Annotated in this window: 16 protein-coding genes and 1 pseudogene; 5 read left to right on the top strand and 12 right to left on the bottom strand. The window is 63.4% G+C overall.

The genetic code is table 11. The features are described from left to right. Positions 1-75: 75 nt before the first annotated feature. The 4 genes and pseudogenes from C7G41_RS03505 to C7G41_RS03495 all read right to left on the bottom strand — a co-directional run. The gene (locus C7G41_RS03505; RefSeq protein ID WP_106941233.1) at positions 76-1,230 is read right to left on the bottom strand and encodes an acyl-CoA dehydrogenase family protein; all 1,155 of its coding nucleotides are present in this window, start codon (positions 1,228-1,230) and stop codon (positions 76-78) included. A 99-nt stretch (positions 1,231-1,329) separates the two neighbouring features. Further along, positions 1,330-1,503 carry a hypothetical protein gene (locus tag C7G41_RS37295; protein ID WP_158267986.1) on the bottom strand — a complete coding sequence of 58 codons (174 nt, stop codon included), beginning with the start codon at positions 1,501-1,503 and terminating at the stop codon, positions 1,330-1,332. A 91-nt stretch (positions 1,504-1,594) separates the two neighbouring features. Beyond that, a complete protein-coding gene (locus C7G41_RS03500) occupies positions 1,595-4,135 on the bottom strand; it encodes a metallophosphoesterase (RefSeq protein WP_106941232.1) in 2,541 nt (846 codons plus the stop codon). 98 nt (positions 4,136-4,233) lie between these two features. Further along, positions 4,234-4,489: pseudogene (locus C7G41_RS03495) on the bottom strand (acyl-CoA dehydrogenase); the annotation flags it as partial. Between the two features lie 140 nt (positions 4,490-4,629). On the opposite strand from C7G41_RS03495, the gene C7G41_RS03490 reads away from it, so the two are divergent. Next, a complete protein-coding gene (locus C7G41_RS03490; protein ID WP_106941231.1) occupies positions 4,630-6,030 on the top strand; it encodes a TAXI family TRAP transporter solute-binding subunit in 1,401 nt (466 codons plus the stop codon). Between the two features lie 45 nt (positions 6,031-6,075). Here C7G41_RS03490 and C7G41_RS03485 read toward each other — a convergent pair whose 3' ends face one another. Then, on the bottom strand, positions 6,076-6,582 hold the full coding sequence (locus C7G41_RS03485; RefSeq protein ID WP_373681097.1) for an N-acetyltransferase family protein: 507 nt from the start codon (positions 6,580-6,582) through the stop codon (positions 6,076-6,078). A gap of 503 nt (positions 6,583-7,085) precedes the next feature. Between C7G41_RS03485 and C7G41_RS37660 the strand changes: the two genes are divergently transcribed. Together C7G41_RS37660 and C7G41_RS03480 are read left to right on the top strand one after the other, a co-directional pair. After that, on the top strand, positions 7,086-7,259 hold the full coding sequence (locus tag C7G41_RS37660) for a hypothetical protein (RefSeq protein ID WP_167552273.1): 174 nt from the start codon (positions 7,086-7,088) through the stop codon (positions 7,257-7,259). A gap of 14 nt (positions 7,260-7,273) precedes the next feature. Further along, positions 7,274-7,483, top strand: coding sequence for a hypothetical protein (locus tag C7G41_RS03480; RefSeq protein ID WP_106941229.1), 210 nt, complete (start codon positions 7,274-7,276; stop codon positions 7,481-7,483). A 17-nt stretch (positions 7,484-7,500) separates the two neighbouring features. Here C7G41_RS03480 and C7G41_RS03475 read toward each other — a convergent pair whose 3' ends face one another. After that, a complete protein-coding gene (locus tag C7G41_RS03475; protein WP_106941228.1) occupies positions 7,501-7,839 on the bottom strand; it encodes a response regulator in 339 nt (112 codons plus the stop codon). Positions 7,840-8,006: 167 nt separating this feature from the next. Between C7G41_RS03475 and C7G41_RS03470 the strand changes: the two genes are divergently transcribed. Then, positions 8,007-8,780, top strand: a complete 774-nt coding sequence (locus C7G41_RS03470; protein ID WP_106941227.1) for an SDR family NAD(P)-dependent oxidoreductase — start codon at positions 8,007-8,009, stop codon at positions 8,778-8,780. A gap of 268 nt (positions 8,781-9,048) precedes the next feature. Here the strand turns inward: C7G41_RS03470 and lepA are convergent, their stop codons facing one another. Then, the gene (gene lepA / locus C7G41_RS03465) at positions 9,049-10,860 is read right to left on the bottom strand and encodes a translation elongation factor 4 (RefSeq protein WP_106941226.1); all 1,812 of its coding nucleotides are present in this window, start codon (positions 10,858-10,860) and stop codon (positions 9,049-9,051) included. A 126-nt stretch (positions 10,861-10,986) separates the two neighbouring features. On the opposite strand from lepA, the gene C7G41_RS03460 reads away from it, so the two are divergent. Then, the gene (locus C7G41_RS03460) at positions 10,987-12,612 is read left to right on the top strand and encodes a glycosyltransferase family 39 protein (RefSeq protein WP_106941225.1); all 1,626 of its coding nucleotides are present in this window, start codon (positions 10,987-10,989) and stop codon (positions 12,610-12,612) included. 15 nt (positions 12,613-12,627) lie between these two features. Here the strand turns inward: C7G41_RS03460 and C7G41_RS03455 are convergent, their stop codons facing one another. The 5 genes from C7G41_RS03455 to C7G41_RS03435 form a co-directional block, all read right to left on the bottom strand. Further along, complete coding sequence (locus C7G41_RS03455) at positions 12,628-12,945, bottom strand: HPr family phosphocarrier protein (RefSeq protein WP_018460059.1); 318 nt, start codon at positions 12,943-12,945, stop codon at positions 12,628-12,630. Next, the gene (locus C7G41_RS03450) at positions 12,942-13,343 is read right to left on the bottom strand and encodes a PTS sugar transporter subunit IIA (RefSeq protein ID WP_007597752.1); all 402 of its coding nucleotides are present in this window, start codon (positions 13,341-13,343) and stop codon (positions 12,942-12,944) included. Before C7G41_RS03450 ends, C7G41_RS03455 begins: the two co-directional genes overlap by 4 nt. 133 nt (positions 13,344-13,476) lie before the next feature. Further along, positions 13,477-14,001: an HPr kinase/phosphorylase gene (locus C7G41_RS03445; RefSeq protein ID WP_106941224.1), complete on the bottom strand. Its 525-nt coding sequence runs from the start codon at positions 13,999-14,001 to the stop codon at positions 13,477-13,479. Beyond that, positions 13,998-15,803 (bottom strand): sensor histidine kinase, encoded by a 1,806-nt coding sequence (locus C7G41_RS03440; protein WP_106941223.1) that lies wholly within the window; start codon positions 15,801-15,803, stop codon positions 13,998-14,000. Before C7G41_RS03440 ends, C7G41_RS03445 begins: the two co-directional genes overlap by 4 nt. Before the next feature lie 116 nt (positions 15,804-15,919). Continuing rightward, positions 15,920-16,621 (bottom strand): response regulator transcription factor, encoded by a 702-nt coding sequence (locus C7G41_RS03435; RefSeq protein WP_007597749.1) that lies wholly within the window; start codon positions 16,619-16,621, stop codon positions 15,920-15,922. Positions 16,622-16,743: the final 122 nt, after the last annotated feature.

Here is a 16,743-nt window from a genome sequence, read left to right as displayed (position 1 = left end):
TGCAGTGAACGCATGGGCAGACCCGGCCGTTCGTCGTCACGAGAGACAAAGCGCCGCGGCGTCATTCGCTTGCGACTATCGGTATTCGGCAAGGATCATCTTACCGACATCCTCGTAGTGCGTGTCGCGCGCCTGGATCTGCTGGGCGATGGCGTGCATGTCGCGGAAGCGGCGTTCGAACGGATTGCTGCGGAATACGGCGGTGGCGCCGGCCATGTGATAGGCGGTGTCGACCACGCGTGCCGACTGGTGAATGGTCCAGGTCGCGGCGAGGCGAATTGAGCTCCGATGCGCAGCGCTGAACGCGCCGGTCGCGCAGAGATCGCGCCACATCGCGCTTGCCGTCGCATAGAGATAGGCGCGCGCGGCCCGCAGGTCGCCTTCGGTGCGGCCGATCAGGCCCTGGACCGCCTGGTTGTCGCGCATGGCGCTGGCCGCCAGCGACTGATGCTTGCCGCGCGCCAGCGCGATTGCGGCATCCAGCGTGGCGCGGGCCACGCCGAGCGAGACCGCGGCAAAGCCGAGGCTGAACGTCGGGCCGGTGCCGATCCTGTAGAGCGGACCCTGCTCGCGTAGCGCGGACGGCACGTCACGAAACGCGGTGAAGCGCTCGGGGACGAAGAGGTCGGCGACCTCGTAGGAATCGGTGCCGGTGCCGGCGAGCCCGATCGCCTGCCAGACGTCGTGCAGCACGGCGCTCGCGACCGGAAACAGGATGGTGCGCACCTCCGCCGAGCCGTCGGCATTCCTGCGCGGAGCGCCGTCTTCGCCGACGATGCGGACATGCGCCCCGAGCCAGCTCGCCTGCCGCGAGCCCGAGGCGAAATCCCAGCGCGCCGTGACGCGATAGCCGCCCTCGACGATGCGCGCCTCATGCCCGATCGCGCCCCAGGCGAGGATGCCCGGCGCCGTGTTGAAGATCTCCTGCGCGGTGTCGTGGTCGAGCGAGGCCGCGATCATCGCACAGACCGTGCATTGACCGAGGCACCAGGCGGTGGAGGCATCCGCTTTCGCGATCTCCTCCAGCATCTGCATGAAGGCTTCCGGCGGCGCTTCGACGCCGCCGAGGCTTTGCGGCAGCAGCGCGCGATAGAGCCCGTTCTCGATCAGCGCGGAGACGACGGGCGCAGTGAGCTTTCGTCCGCGCTCAATGTCATCGGCCTCATGCGCAATCAGGGGCGCAATAGCTTGCGCTCGCTCGATCAGCCCCAAAGCGGCAGTGACATTCATGCGCTTTCTCGCCGCTTTTGTCGCAAGCGGTCTGGAGGCGATGGTGGTCTATTCGATGACGAGGATCAAGATGGCGAAGGGCTATCGCCCGCAGGAGGCTTAATCGCTGCTCGTGACAGGGAGGGGCGCAGGCGTCGCGGCGTCGTGCGACGATTGCTCGCGCTGCTGCTGCACGACCTCGTCGGGCCAACCATGCGAGCGCAAGCGATCGGCATCGATTTTCCCGAGGTTCGTTTCGGGATTATGCACGACCACATTGTTTGCGATCCGCATTTGGCAATCTCCGTCTAGATGTTTGTTCTTACAACACAATCGTTAAAAAAGCTAATCCACCTGCCGCTTGCCTTCAAGGCTCCCCGCTCCATCAGGGAACCGTGGGAACTACGGGATGGGACCGGCCAACCGCCTGTCCAATGATCTGAAGTATGTCGAAAACGCATTGTTGGGCGAGCTTTTGTGCCTCTTGCCCGATTTCCTCACCGGTTGTGTCGGTCTCGTCGGTCTCATTGGGTTCGCAATCGCTGATATTTGATGCTTCGTTATCGGAGCCCAGCGTAATGACGCCAAGCACGGCCCCCGGCTCGGTATCGAGCTCCCCTCCCGCGGCATCGGGACCTCCTTGGTGAAACACCGGCAGCGCAAGCACCCATTTCGAGTTGAGTGCGCCCGACGATGCCGGCCTGATCAGGGACTTGCTCTTCGGGTCGTTCTTCCAGGCGATGATTTGACGCTGCAGAAATGCGGCCCCGGCGACACCACCTCCGAGCGGCACGCCGTGCGTTCTATCGGCCGGTATGGTCCCGTTCGTGAGCGCGGGCAGCAGACGGATCTGGTCCGAATCGTACAGCATCAGGAAAGCGGTCTGCTGCTCGCCTTGGTCGAAGTCCACCCTGAATCGCGCCATGAGAATTTGCGCCAGCTTGTCGAAACGGTTCTGGCACATCGCGACGATGGTTGGTCCGCAGGAGCCATCGACCAGGCGGGCGAGCATTTTTCGATAAGCGATGGTGCGCGCGCAAACCCTCTTGTGCGCACGGGGATCCGGCACGCCCCATTGCAAGCTGTAGGTGCATCCCGGAATCGGATGATCGATCTCCAGGACCCAGGTCCGGCTTTCCGTTTTGTAGGTCAGCTCCCGGGCTTCTTCTTTCGCCAGCTCGTTATCGGACAGATACTGAACTGAAGGCTGTCCACGCCTGGCACGGTATTCCGGCAGGTACTCGAGTGGAAAATCCGGAATCGCGGGGTGCCGACGACAGCGCGGCCTCGGCGTAATGCCGTCGAGTTGCGGCGGAAACGTCACCCGCATGGTCAATTTCGCGACCGGATAGCTGATGTGCGAACCAACCTCTTCGAAGCCGTAATCGGGATTGCTCGAACTGTAGCCCTGACCGTGCGACCGCTGCTCGACCTCCCAGAGGCTCATTGCGATGCTGTTGGCGGCGGCCTCGCGAAGAGCAAAGGTGAGCGGCTGTGAGCCGTTGCGAAGCGGCTCCTGGAAGTTCACCCAATAGAAGCAGTCTGCCGGAAGATCGGGGGCGTCCAGGGCATAGTTGTTCTCGTCGTCGTCGCGCCGGCACAGGATGACCGCGTCGCTGCCTTCCTCCACTTGGACGTCCAGCCGCGTATCGTGAGAAGCCAGAGCGACGTGCGAAACGATGCCCGGCAGCACCATGGCGTTGTCCAGCACCCTCAATTGCGACGTCTTGTCGAGACTGCGCAGGTGACCCACCTCGTCGATCTCCAGTTCAGAGATCCATTCGTCCGCGGAAATCATCGTTCGTTCGACCGAGCGCGCAAAAGCGCGGCGCTTGAGCATTTCGATCGGTTCGCGATACTTCCGATCGGGCTGCCTGACGCCCTCCAGAAAGGTCTGTATCGTCAACCGGCCGTTGGGTTCGGTCTCGATGCTGCGAAGCGTGTTGTCGGACGGCGACTCGTCCTGCTTCGCGGTGCTGCCGCCGGCCAGGACGAGGACGGGATGACCTTTCGCATCGTCGGCACGCAGCTCGACGCGGGCAAATTGCTGAAGATGCTTGTGGCCGTGCAGGATCAGGTCGAATCTCTGACGTTGCAGCTCGTGGATGAGGTCCCCGCTGTTCTTCAGGATCAGGAAAGGTTCGAGCTTTGCTTCCTTTCCGCGGCGAACCACTGACTTGTCGCGGAGAGCGATCGGCATCGGGTGATGATGCAGGACGGCGATTTTCAGCAGCTTGCCGCTGTTGCCCGCCGGGCCATTCCGGCGCGCCCCGCAACAGGGGCAGGCCTCGAGGATGTCGGATGCGTCGATCCTGTCGATCTGGCCTCCGCCGATCGCTCCGGTCGCGAAGGTGAATTGGCGAAGCAGCGGGTTGTTTGAGTCGAGGCACGTGATCAGAGTCTGGTCATGAATGCTGTGAGTTGGCCATTGCCTGCGGGCGCGACGGTAATCGCAACTCTGGACGCGGCGGTCGCATTTGTCGGTCCAGGTCTCAACCCAAAGCCATTTGCGCGGCTCCATTCGCCGCAGGCGCGGAAACTTCGTCCAGCGCAGGGTTTCGTTGTTCAGCCCCAGCTTGAAGGAAAGCCCCGACTGGAGCTTGCTTCGGAGGTCGGCCGTCTCGTGAAACATCACGCGGTCGAACCATTTCCGGCTGAAAGGGTGAACGATGTTGCCGAAGTCGAGCAGGTCGTGGTTTCCCGGCACGACGAAGAACTCGGTGCCCGGGCCGCACTCCCTGCAGATATCCTCCAGTTCGCTCTTGGCAGCGAGCAGAAGCAGGGGGTCGGGGTGGTCGACAAAATCCCCCGACGCGATGATGGTCCTGGGACCGAATCCGATGATTTCGGTGCGAACCCGCTTCCAGATATCGACGTCGAAGGTGCTTCCGAAATGAATGTCTGAAATATGCGCGATGCGGGCCATCTAAGGTTCCTCCCCGCCGGTCATCGAAATTTCGAGTATAGGCGGGGTTGCAAATACCCGTAAAGGTAGAATTTGGTGCAAGTGTTGTGCAGCACGTCACTACTGTCGGCATTCTTGCACGGCGCGCCATCGCAACCGACGATTCGGACATGCGCCCCAAGCCGGCTCGCCTGCCGCGAGCCCGAGGCAAGATCCCAGCGCGCCGTGACGCGATAACCGCCCTCAACCGCCCGCGCCTCATGCGCGATCGCGCGAGGCGGCGATCATCGCACAGACCGTGCATTGGCCGAGGCACCCGGCGGTGGAGGCATTCGCTGTCGCGATCTCCTCCAGCATCTGCATGAAGGCTTCCGGCGGCGAATGGTGCAAGATCGAAAAGCTTACGCCGGCCCCCGAGAAACCAGTGGCGCTTCCCGGACATTATCGTTTTCCAGAAGAGCATGGTACTCTTCCAAAGCAGGCAGCGATTTTTGACCTCCAACCGGCAGCGCCAAATGTCCTCGTCTGAGCCCCCGATGATACGCAGTGACGCAGCCCGCCGAGGGCGGAGACAGACAAAGACCCTATTGCTGATTTTAGCCGTCGGATTTCTCGTTTTCGGAACCGCTGCGGGTACATTGTATTACGCGCTGCGGCCGATAACTCTCCGGATTGCCGTCGGACCGCCGGGGAGCAACGATCACAAGGTGATCGAGGCGATGACCGAGGCCTTTGCCAGCGAAAGCAGGACTGTGAAGCTGTCTCCGATCGTGACAGCCGGGGCGGCCGAAGCTCTCGCTCTGCTTGGTGTCGGCAAGGCCGACCTTGCGGTCGGTCGCGGCGATCTGGAAATGCCGGCGGACGCGCAAACGGTCGTCATCTTGCGCAAGAACTTCGTCGTGCTGTGGTCTCCTTCGGGAGTTGCGGGCAAGGGCTCCAAGCGAAAGCCGGCGCCGAAAATCAAGGAGATCGCCGACCTCGCAGGGCGCAGAGTGGGAGTGATCGGCGCGACCCCGGCGAACGCCGCGTTGCTGAGAGTCATCCTGAGCGCGGCCGGTGTGGAGCCGGACAAGGTCACGGTCACTCAATTCGGCACGGGCCAGCTCGAGGAGCTGGCGCGTGACCCGAGCCTCGACGCCTTCATGGCTGTTGGTCCACTCGACAGCAAGATAACCGCCGACGCGGTGGCCGCGACCGCCCGGACGCGTGGCGAGCCGAAATTTCTCGCGATCGAAGCATCGGAAGCCATCGCCCTGAAGCATCCGCGTTATGAATCGGAGGAAATTCCGCCAAGCATGTTCAATGCGAGTCCAGCCTGGCCCGACGACAAGGTGGAGACTGTCAGTGTCAGTCATTTGATCGTCGCACCGAAAGCCCTGTCCGAAACGACCGTGGCGGCGTTTTACCGCCAGCAATTCGCCCTCCGGCAGGCGATTGCGAGGCAAGTGCCTGGCGCTGCGCAAATCACCAAGCCGGACACCGAGAAAGAAGCCGAGCTGCCGGTACACCGGGGAGCGGCGGCCGTGATCGACGGGACCGAGCGAACCTTCCTCGACAAATACGGCGACTACTTCTGGTTTGCGCTCCTGCTTCTCTCCGGCATTGGTTCGGCCGGCGCCTGGCTGCGTCAATATCTCAATCGGGACGAAAGGGACGAGAACACCAGCCATCGCAACAGAATTCTGGCCCTGGTTTCCAAGGTACGCACCGCGGAATTCGACCACGAACTATTGGCCATGCAGCAGGAGGTCGATGGCATCATCGTCGAAACACTTGGCTGCTATGATGACGGCGCCATCGAGGAGGAGGAGCTGGCAGCCTTCGGCCTGGTGCTCGAACTGTTCGATCATGCCCTGGTCGAGAGGCGCGCAGCGTTGCAAACGGCTCCTTCGAACGTGCTCGCCGCGCGGCGGTAGCGATACCATAAGCCCGCTGGCCGCTGCATCCTGGAGACAGCCAACCTAGATCGGGTCCTTTAGCAGGCGCTCCATGATGATCGTGCGTTCGTCACCATGATAGCTGTCGTGCACCGCCTTGAACCCGAGCCGCGCGTAGAAAGTCTCGGCGGTGACGGAAGAAGGGACGGTCAGCGAAGCGACGTTTCGTGCGCGCGCCGTGCGCTCGATCTCGGCCATCAGCAGCTTGCCGATGCCCCGGGCCTGAACATCGGGAGCCACGAAGACCGTGCGGACCACGTTTCCGTCGAGACCTGCGGTCGCGACGATGCGGCTGCGGATCGTGGCGACAAACACGGTGCGTTGTTCGATCAGCCGCCGTACGGCATCGGGACTGAAGTTATGCGCGATCCTTTCGATGATCTCGTCCGCATAGTCCTTCGCGTTCGTTTCCCGCAGCGCTCGCAAGATGACCGCGCTGATCTCATCGGCATCATCTGCGCGTGCGGGCCGGATTGTGCATTCCATGGGTCGCTCCGACCGTCGAGCTAGGGCCGCGGCCGTAAACAGCACAATGGCTGTTCGCCCGTGCCGCCATGCCTCGCAACTGCAAGCTATTGCAGCCCCAGACCGCTACAGTACCATGCCATGTCTTCGTGTCTCCAGCCGCGCTTGACGCCTGATTCCTTGCATTCATTGTAGGTCTTGAAGTTTGCTGCCGTTCCGGCAGCCGGCCGGGTAGCTCCCAAAGCCGCCACCCGAGGTGGAACATGCGACCGAGCTGGCCGGCGTGGTCGGGGCGGCAGCGGGTTTGGGAGCTGCGTTCGCTGCTGTGATCGACAAAATGATCAAGCCCCCTAACGCAAAAACCGAAGCTTTCATTGCATTCTCCTGCTTGGAAGGGTGCGCGATACTATCCCAGGATGTGTTGCAGCGGTAGATGCAACCTGAATAAAGAGCGCTGCGCTGCGAGCGCTTTCTGGTTTTTCCCCCCGACGGCACATCGCGACAGCATTGGTTCCTTGAAAGGAACGGTCAGGAGATCAAGGCGTTTGAGGTAGCGAAAGGACACCTCGATGACCGAGAAATTCGATCCGGCACCGCCGGACAAGAACGCGGAAGATCTCAAGCGTGGCATCCGACGCGACAAGGCCAAGGACGACGAGCTGGACAAGGGCTTGAAGGACAGTTTCCCGGCGTCGGACCCGGTGAGCAGCACCCAGGCGTCCAAGGCGACGCCGGACGCATGAAGGAGGGATAGACTATGGGCCTCGCGGCCTATGATGTTGTTGGCAGGGATGGTGCCTGGCACGTCGACCACGATGCCCAAATGCGGAACACCTGCCAGACCAAGGAAGCCGCTTTCGAGGCGGCCGTTGCGGCGGCATCGCTCGCCATGCGGCAGGGTCACTCCGTCCGGCTGACGGTGCCGGAGAGCGAGAACGCCGTCGGCGCGGAAAATTCTGGCGGATGAAGTGCGAGGATCCTGGGCTACACGGCCGCCAGCAAATGGGCGAGCGCAAACGGCTTGTGCAAAAAGGTCGTGTTGGGCGGCAGCGGTGCCATCACCATCTCGGACATCAGCACGATGTTGAGGCCCGGATGAGCACTGCGCGCGTACTCTGCGAGTTCAAGCCCGGTCATCCTCCCCGCGAGGTTGTGATCGGTAATGAGCGCCCGCAGCTCCTTGCCGGTCGACGCCACGATAAGCTCCGCCGCTTCCGCGGTGGCACATTCGACGACTTCGAACCCTTCGCCCTTGAGAAGGTCGGATAGAACTTCGCGCTGGAGCGAGTCGTCCTCGACCAGCAGCATGACGAAATTCGACATGCGGTCATTCCCAACTTATCGAATGTTAATGCGCTTCTTCGAAGATTGTTCGGTTGTGATGTCTTCGTTCGTCGCAACCCGCGCCACGGCGTGATCAGTCGAGCATGTTGCATTCTCCTTGAGCTTTCGACGGAGGCGCCGAAGCGGGGACCGGACAGGAGTTGGCAATGGCAATCGTTTTCATCACAGGCAGCACGGACGGTTTGGGCCGCGCAGCTGCCCAGTCTCTCCTCGAACAGGGCCACCAGGTCGTGTTTCACGCACGGTCAGCGGAACGTGCGGCGGCAATCGCCGAGCTTGAACCGCGTTCCGCGCGGGTCGTGATCGGCGACCTCAAGAGCGCCGCCCAGACCAGACACGTGGCAGAGCAGGTCAACGCAATCGGACGCATGGACGCGGTCATCCACAACGCCGGGGTCTATACCGAGCGCAGCCGCGGCCCGACGTCCGAAGGCCACGCCTCCACCCTGGCGGTCAACACGCTCGCGCCCTACTTGCTCACCGCCCTGATGAAACGCCCCGATCGGCTGGTGTATCTCAGCAGCGGACTACATCGCGGCGGAGAGGGATCGTTGAGCGATCTCGACTGGACCAGGCGAACCTGGGATCCGGCCAAGGCGTACGCGGAGAGCAAGCTGCACATGGTCGCACTGGCCTTTACCTTGGCGCGGCGTTGGCCGCAGGTGTTGAGCAACGCCGTCGATCCCGGCTGGGCACGCACCAAAATGGGCGGTGCCGGAGCGCCGGTCGGCGTGGCCACCGGACAACGGACGCAGACCTGGCTGGCGGTGAGCGATGATCCCGCCGCTCTGGTCAGCGGTCGCTACTGGCATGACCTCCGCCAACAAGAGCCGGCGCACGAAGCGACCGATGTCGACTTTCAGGACAGGCTTCTCGACAGACTGGGCGAGTTGACGGGGGTGACGCTGCCTCCAGCGTAGAAGCAATTCGTCTGAAGCCCACATCCTCCCAAAGCGTCCGGAGGACGATGCTGCCCCTCATGCGCACGGCATTGCCACGGGGTGCATCATGGCATTATGGCCCTGTTTTGCCCGACGGGTCAAACGGGATTCTGAAAATCAAAAGTTCAATCCGAACAAACCCTTCGCTACTGTGCATGGGGTTGTTTTCGCGTTTTTTGTTATCCGGTCCTGAGGAGCTCGGACGGGACCTGTCTCGTCACGCTCGAGACGACCTAAAGCCTTCGCCTCAGCTGTCCACCTTCAGCGCGGCAATAAAAGCTTCCTGCGGGATGTCGACCTTGCCGAACTGCCGCATCTTCTTCTTGCCTTCCTTCTGCTTCTCCAGAAGTTTGCGTTTGCGCGTGATGTCGCCGCCGTAGCACTTTGCGGTGACGTCCTTGCGCAGCGCACGGACCGTCTCGCGCGCGATCACCTTGCCGCCGATCGCCGCCTGGATCGGGATCTGGAACATGTGCGGCGGGATCAAATCCTTCATCTTCTCGACCATGGCGCGGCCGCGGCCTTCGGCGCGGGTGCGATGGACCAGCATCGAGAGCGCGTCGACCGGCTCGTTGTTGACGAGGATCTGCATCTTCACCAGATCGGCCGGCTTGTAGTCGGTGAGATGATAGTCGAACGAGGCGTAGCCCTTGGAGACCGACTTCAGGCGGTCGTAGAAGTCGAACACGACCTCGTTGAGCGGCAGATCGTATTTCACCATGGCGCGGGAGCCGACATAGGTCAGCTCCTTCTGCACGCCGCGGCGGTCCTGGCACAGCTTCAGCACGCTGCCGAGATATTCGTCGGGGGTGAGGATCGTGGCCTCGATCCAGGGCTCCTGGATCTCCGCGATCTTGACCACGTCCGGCATGTCGACAGGATTGTGGATCGAGATTTCCTGCCCGTCGGTCAGGCTCATCTTGTAGATCACGCTCGGCGCGGTCGCGATCAGGTTGAGATCGAATTCGCGCGACAGACGCTCCTGGATGATCTCCAGGTGCAACAGCCCGAGGAAGCCGCAGCGGAAGCCGAAGCCGAGTGCAGCCGAGGTCTCCATCTCGTAGGAGAAGCTGGCATCGTTGAGGCGCAGCTTACCCATCGCCGCGCGCAAGGTCTCGAAGTCGTCGGCGTCGGCGGGGAACAGGCCGCAGAACACCACGGGAATGGCCGGCTTGAAGCCCGGCAGCATGTCGGTCACCGGCTTCCTGTCGTCGGTGATGGTATCGCCGACGCGGGTGTCGGCCACTTCCTTGATCGCGGCGGTGATGAAGCCGATTTCGCCGGGGCCGAGCTCGTCGACCTGCGTCATCTTCGGGGTGAAGAAGCCGACGCGCTCGATGTCATAGGCCGCGCCCGTGCCCATCATGCGGACCCGGCTGCCCTTCTTCATGACGCCGTCGACGACGCGGATCAGCACCACGACGCCGAGATAGACGTCGTACCAGCTGTCGACCAGCAGCGCCTTCAGCGTCGCTTCGCGGTCGCCCTTCGGCGGCGGCAGGCGGGTGACGATCGCTTCCAGCACGTCGGGCACGCCGAGGCCGGTCTTGGCCGAGATCATCACGGACTCGGACGCGTCGATGCCGATGACGTCCTCGATCTGCTGCTTGACCTTCTCCGGCTCTGCGGCGGGAAGGTCGACCTTGTTCAGGACCGGAACGATCTCATGTCCCGCATCGAGCGCGTGGTAGACGTTGGCGAGCGTCTGCGCTTCGACGCCCTGGCTGGCGTCGACGACCAGCAGGGAACCCTCGCAGGCCGCCAGCGACCGCGAGACTTCGTAGGCGAAGTCGACATGGCCGGGCGTGTCCATCAGGTTGAAGATGTAATCCTTGCCGTCCTTGGCACGGTAGGCGAGGCGCACCGTCTGCGCCTTGATGGTGATGCCGCGCTCGCGCTCGATGTCCATGGAATCGAGCACCTGCTCCTTGCCCGCCATTTCCCGGTCGGTGAGGCCGCCGGTCATCTGGATCAGGCGGTCGGCCAGCGTCGATTTGCCATGGTCGATATGGGCGACGATGGAGAAATTGCGGATGTTGGAAATGGGGACGGTCGTCATGGGCGCGGGATACCACTCACATCCCCGTGCGGCAACCATATTGCTGTATTTTCAGGGTCTTTGTTCACGCCAAGCTGATTCCACGAAGGCCCGAAACGCGCTACGCAACGCCTGATGTCCAGGCCCATGTCGACGACCTCGATCCCGTCTGCCCGAGCGCGCGCGAAGACCCGGGTGAGCTATGCCCGCTTTCGGGCCTGGCTGGTTGCCAGCGCGACCCGCCCCGAGGCGCGCCTCTGGCTGGTGATCCAGCTTGCCATCCTGCATGCGGTGCTCTGGACCTTCATCCTGATCAACCTCAAGGCCGCGCAGGACGTTCACATGGACGTCGCGGAAGCCTGGGGCTGGGGGCAGAAATTGCTCTGGGGCTATGGCAAGCACCCGCCGCTGTCGGGCTGGGTCGCCGGCCTCTGGTTCACAGTGTTCCCGCCGACGGACTGGGCGACCTATGCGCTGGCGATGACGACCGTCGGCACCGGTATGGTGATCTGCTGGCTCATCGCGCTGCGCGTCGTGGATGCGCGGCGCGCGTTCCTGGTCGTGGTGATGGTCGCGCTCTACCCGATCTTCAATTTCAAGGGTTTCAAGTACAATCCCGACCTGCTGCAGCTCGTCACTTTGCCGCTCCTCGTGCTCGCTTATCTCAATGCGTTCGAGAAGCGAAGCTGGCAATCCGGAGTCCTGCTCGGACTTGCCGGCGCGCTGGCGCTGATGACCAAATACTGGGTGCTGACCATGATCGGCGCCATCGGGCTTGCCGCGCTGATCCATCCGGAGCGGATGAGGTTCCTGTCGTCACCGGCGCCATGGGTTGCGATCGCGACGATGGTGGTGGCGATGATCCCGCACATCGTCTGGCTGGCGGACGCGCATTTCCTGCCGCTGATCTATGCGGGCGACACCTACAGCCTCGAGGACAGCGGCCAGGTGCATCAGCTCGTGGCCGGCTACGCCCTGCACAATGTCGCGCTGCTGGCTTTGCCGGTGGCGCTGGCCGCGCTGGCGATGGCGCTGGTGCCGCCTTGGTTCAGGCTGCTGCTGCGTGCGCCCTTGCGCATCGTCACGCGGGCCTGGGCCCGCGGCGCGAATCCTGGCGTGAATCTTTCGCAGGCGCGCAACGTCTGGATCATTCAGATCATCGTCGCGGTCGGCCCCGCGCTGGGCGCGCTGGCCTTCAGCATCTACATGAAGACCGATTGGGGCATCTCGCTGTTCTTCCTGGTGCCGCTCGCGCTGGTCGCGATCCCGGCGTTGCGGGTGCAGAGTGCTGCGCTGTTCAACATTGTCGCGATCTGGCTTGTGCTCAGCGTCGCCACGCTCATTGCCTCGCCGTGGATCGCCGCGCGCGAGATGGCGGCCAATGCCGGCAACACGGCGACTTATGGCGCGCGTTCGGATCTCGCGCGCGAGCTGACGCAGGCCTGGCACGCCCGCTTCGCCTCGCGCTGGGCGGTCGTGGCCGGCACCATGGAGTCGATCCAGCCGATGGTGTTCTACAGCCCGGATCATCCGGCCGCGTTCACGCCGCTCGAAGCCTGGGGGTCCGGGTTGATTTCGTCCGATGACGTCAAGCGATACGGCTTCATCGGCGTGTTCGATCCGGCCGACGGCCGTTTGCCGGCGTTCGAGAAATGGGTGTTCGAAGTTGCGCCGAAGGCCGAGCGCATCGTGATGACGACGCGCCGTTTCACCCACGGCAAGGCCGGTCCGTCGATGAGCTGGAACATCTACATCGCGCCGCCGGGGGCGTGATCGAGGCGATGCCGCCTAAATCCCTTCCTCGTTGAATTTGCTTTCAACGAGTTCGGTGATCGCCGCGAGCGCGGCTTCGGCATCATCGCCGGACGCGGCGACCGTGATGGTGGTGCCGGGACCGGCGGCGAGCATCATCAGGCCCATGATCGAGGTGCCGCCGACGGTTTCGCCGCCGCGCGTCACCCAGACCTGCGCGCTGAAACGCTCGACGGCCTGGACGAATTTTGCGGAGGCCCGCGCGTGCAGGCCGCGCTTGTTGATGATCAGGAGGTCCTTGGAGATCGCGCCCGCGGGCACGCCCGTCCCGGCTTGAGGCGCCTCGTCGCTCATTTGCCGGCGAGGACGCGGCTGGCGATGGTGACGTATTTGCGGCCGGCTTCCTGGGCCATTGCGATCGCGTCGGGTAGCGGACGCTCTTCGCGCACCTTGGCGAGCTTCACCAGCATGGGAAGGTTGATGCCCGCCAGCACCTCGACCTTCGGCCGGCTCATGCAGGATATTGCCAGGTTGGACGGCGTACCGCCGAACATGTCGGTGAGGATCGCGACGCCGTCGCCGGAATCGACGCGGTTAACCGCCTCGATGATGTCGCTTCGACAGAGATCGGAATCATCTTCGGCGCCGATCGTGATCGCTTCGATTTGCTTTTGTGGGCCCATGACATGTTCAAGCGCTGCCTTGAATTCGTCGGCAAGGCGCCCGTGGGTCACAAGTACTAGACCAATCATCGGAAAACTCCTCGCGGGCGCTTTTGGTGCACCGCACGAACGCGCCACTTTGACCATCCAGAGCCCCCGCGCAAGAGGGGATGTTGCGTATCTCCCTGAATCTAGACGGATGGATAAGGGGAGCTGCGCCGGTCTATTCGGTCGCGATAGTGGGTCTCATATGGTTACCATTTCCCTTCAAACAATCGCCTGAAGGGTTAACGGAAGATGAACTCTTGGTAGTGATCAAGGCCGCGACAACCAGTGGGAGGGGCGAATAGTCGCGGCCCACGGGGATTCGCGGTATTTCGACACCTAAGATGCCTGTTTTCAGGGATTCGGCCGGCGGCAGCCGCTCCGCATCCGCGGCGTGCAGATCGACCACGAGGCCGACGGTCGCATGCTCCACAAAGTCGCAGCGGCGGATTCCCAGCCCCCGGATCTCGATCAGGCCGGCCAGGACCGGCGCGGGACGGACCTCAATTTCGCGGCCGACTGTCGCCAGATGGACACGGTCATCACCGACCAGAACGGCCCTTTCGAGCACGCCGCTGCGTCCCGCCATGATCAAATCGAAGGCAAGGCGCGACTTGCCGGAGCCCGAGGGGCCGCGGATCAGCACCGCCAGATCTCCAACCTTGACCGCCGAGGCGTGAATGCTGGCGCCGCCGTCGCTCATAGCGCCGGCAGCCTCACCACGAAGCGCGCGCCGACTACAGTCGGCGCGCCGTCCTCGTCCGCGGGGCCGGGACGGTTCTCCGCCCAGATGCGTCCGCCATGCGCGTCGACGATTTGCTTGGAGATCGACAGGCCGAGGCCGGAGTTCTGGCCAAAGCCCTGATGAGGGCGGTCGGTGTAGAAGCGCTCGAAGATGCGCTCCAGCGCGTCGTCGCGGATTCCGGGGCCGTCGTCGTCGACCACGATCTCGATCTCGCCGCGTACGCGGCGGCAGGTGAGGCGCACCTTGTTGCCGGGCTCGGAGAAGGACTGCGCGTTCGAGAGCAGGTTGGAGACCACCTGTCCGAGCCGCGAATCGTGGCCGGTCACGGCGAAATTGTCAGCCGGGCTGCGACCCTCGAAACGCATTTCGACCGCGACGTCATGGCCGAGCTTGGTTTCATTGGCGACGGAGACGAGCGTCGTCAGCAGGCGGCGCAGGTCGACCGGGATCGCATCCTGGCGCTGCAGTTCGGCATCGAGACGGCTGGCGTCGGAGATGTCCGAAATCAGCCGGTCGAGCCGCTTGACGTCATGCTCGATCACCTCGAGCAGGCGCGCGCGGCTGTTCTCGTTGCGGGCCAGCGGTAACGTCTCGACCGCGGAGCGCAAAGAGGTCAACGGGTTCTTCAATTCGTGCGCGACGTCGGCGGCGAACATTTCGATCGCTTCGATGCGGCTGTAGAGTGCACTGGTCATGTCGCGCATCGCCCCGGAGAGATGGCCAATCTCGTCGCGACGACGGGTGAAGTCGGGAATTTCGACCCGGGTCCTGATCCGGCGGCGGATAAGCTCGGCGCTGTCGGCGAGCCGGCGGACCGGACCTGCTATCGTGCTGGCGAGCAGCAGCGACAGCATGATCATGACCGCGGCGGCGACGCCGCCGACCTTGAGGATCGCGAGGCGCTCGGCGGTGACCATCTGGTCGATGTCGTCGCCCTGCGTCGACAGCATCAGCGCGCCGTGGATGGCGCGCGAGCGCAGCACGGGGACCGCGACCGAGACGATCACCTCGCCGCGCGCATTGACCCGCACCATCGAGCGCTTCTGGCCCTGGAGCGCGTCGCCGACCTCCGCATAGCCATTGCCGTTCTCGGGCCCGAGCTCGCGATAGAGCGGCAGGTCGCCGCGGTTCAGCCAGGTGCGGGCCGCGACCATGCCGCGTTCGACGATGCCCGGCTTCTCGGCAGAGACTGACGGCAGGGGGAAGCGCACCACGGTCTCGAGGCTGCGGCTGTCGACCAGCAGGCTGCCGTTCGGGTCGTAGATGCGGGCGCGCGTCTTGGTCGGCGAGATCAGCGTGCGCAGCACCGGTGCCACGCGCTCCGGATTGATCGGAAAATCCAGCGGGGAATACTCGTCCGAGCCGCCATAGGTCTCGCCCGGCTTGAGGTCGAGCAACCGGTCGGGATCGATCGTGATGGCGTTGGTCTGCACCGTCGCGGAGGCCGCGATGGCGCCGGCGATGATCTCCGCCTGCACCAGCAGGCTCTGCGCGCGGGCGTCGATCAGACCGGCGCGAAATTGCGACAGATAGAGGATGCTCGCCACCAGCGCGACGAGGCCGGCGAGGTTGAGCGAGACGATGCGGCGGGTCAGGCTCGAGAACGACAGCGCGAAGAAGAACTGCCCGGCGCGCTTCAGCCAGTTCAGCGGACGCCAGCCCCGCACGGCCGGCTTGTCCTCGCTCAATTGATCCAGAGCGCCGTGGGCGGTGACGTCCTCGGCGTTCTGGTTCTCGTCAGGCTGCGTTCGGTCAAGCAATGCTCACGCCCGCGTTAGGACAGCTCGTGCGAAGGTCCCCGCATCCTAGAGCCATCCCGGTCCCGATGGAATCAGAACCGGCGATGCTCTCAGTCTTTCGTGGAGGCGCGTGCGCCTCAGGCTTCCTTGAAGCGGTAGCCGACGCCGTAGAGCGTCTCGATCATCTCGAACTCGTTGTCGACCACCTTGAACTTCTTGCGCAGCCGCTTGATGTGGCTGTCGATGGTGCGGTCGTCGACATAGACCTGGTCGTCATAGGCGGCGTCCATCAGCGCGTTGCGGCTCTTCACCACGCCGGGCCGGGTCGCGAGCGCCTGCAGGATCAGGAATTCCGTGACGGTCAGCGTCACCGGCTCGTTCTTCCAGGTGCAGGTGTGCCGTTCGGGATCCATGCGCAGCAGGCCGCGGTCGAGCGCCTTGGCGTCGTTCTCCTTCGGCGTGACGGTCGGGTCCTTCGGCGCAGAACGGCGCAGCACCGCCTTGACGCGCTCGACCAGCAGGCGCTGCGAGAACGGTTTGCGGATGAAGTCGTCGGCGCCCATCTTGAGGCCGAACAGCTCGTCGATCTCTTCGTCCTTGGAGGTCAGGAAGATCACGGGCAGGTCGGATTTCTGCCGCAGCCGGCGCAACGTCTCCATGCCGTCCATGCGCGGCATCTTGATGTCGAGGATGGCAAGATCGGGCTGTGTGGTGCGGAAACCGTCGAGCGCGGAGGCGCCGTCGGTATAAGTCATGATGCGATAGCCTTCGGCCTCCAGCGCGATCGAGACGGATGTGAGAATGTTGCGGTCGTCGTCGACCAAAGCGATTGTGGGCATGAGCCTCTGCTTTCTGCTTTCCGTTTGGGTCGTGGCTTGAAAACGGCGAGCAATCCACTGATGCGCCGCATACATGGGTGCCGATGTTGGCAGTCGAACCTTGTCACCGAGCAATGCAAGCT

Origin of the sequence: Bradyrhizobium sp. MOS002, assembly GCF_003020115.1 — a bacterium.
GTDB lineage: Bacteria > Pseudomonadota > Alphaproteobacteria > Rhizobiales > Xanthobacteraceae > Bradyrhizobium.
The sequence above is the reverse complement of the archived record's forward strand: the minus strand, read 5'-3'. Positions and strand labels throughout refer to the sequence as shown.

What these genes read in the sequence shown, in the direction of transcription:
- C7G41_RS03505 (WP_106941233.1), bottom strand. Translation starts at nt 1,230, where the DNA reads ATGAATGTCACTGCCGCTTTGGGGCTGATCGAGCGAGCGCAAGCTATT.
- C7G41_RS37295 (WP_158267986.1), bottom strand. Translation starts at nt 1,503, where the DNA reads ATGCGGATCGCAAACAATGTGGTCGTGCATAATCCCGAAACGAACCTC.
- C7G41_RS03500 (WP_106941232.1), bottom strand. Translation starts at nt 4,135, where the DNA reads ATGGCCCGCATCGCGCATATTTCAGACATTCATTTCGGAAGCACCTTC.
- C7G41_RS03490 (WP_106941231.1), top strand. Translation starts at nt 4,630, where the DNA reads ATGTCCTCGTCTGAGCCCCCGATGATACGCAGTGACGCAGCCCGCCGA.
- C7G41_RS37660 (WP_167552273.1), top strand. Translation starts at nt 7,086, where the DNA reads ATGACCGAGAAATTCGATCCGGCACCGCCGGACAAGAACGCGGAAGAT.
- C7G41_RS03480 (WP_106941229.1), top strand. Translation starts at nt 7,274, where the DNA reads ATGGGCCTCGCGGCCTATGATGTTGTTGGCAGGGATGGTGCCTGGCAC.
- C7G41_RS03475 (WP_106941228.1), bottom strand. Translation starts at nt 7,839, where the DNA reads ATGTCGAATTTCGTCATGCTGCTGGTCGAGGACGACTCGCTCCAGCGC.
- C7G41_RS03470 (WP_106941227.1), top strand. Translation starts at nt 8,007, where the DNA reads ATGGCAATCGTTTTCATCACAGGCAGCACGGACGGTTTGGGCCGCGCA.
- lepA (WP_106941226.1), bottom strand. Translation starts at nt 10,860, where the DNA reads ATGACGACCGTCCCCATTTCCAACATCCGCAATTTCTCCATCGTCGCC.
- C7G41_RS03460 (WP_106941225.1), top strand. Translation starts at nt 10,987, where the DNA reads ATGTCGACGACCTCGATCCCGTCTGCCCGAGCGCGCGCGAAGACCCGG.
- C7G41_RS03455 (WP_018460059.1), bottom strand. Translation starts at nt 12,945, where the DNA reads ATGAGCGACGAGGCGCCTCAAGCCGGGACGGGCGTGCCCGCGGGCGCG.
- C7G41_RS03450 (WP_007597752.1), bottom strand. Translation starts at nt 13,343, where the DNA reads ATGATTGGTCTAGTACTTGTGACCCACGGGCGCCTTGCCGACGAATTC.
- C7G41_RS03445 (WP_106941224.1), bottom strand. Translation starts at nt 14,001, where the DNA reads ATGAGCGACGGCGGCGCCAGCATTCACGCCTCGGCGGTCAAGGTTGGA.
- C7G41_RS03435 (WP_007597749.1), bottom strand. Translation starts at nt 16,621, where the DNA reads ATGCCCACAATCGCTTTGGTCGACGACGACCGCAACATTCTCACATCC.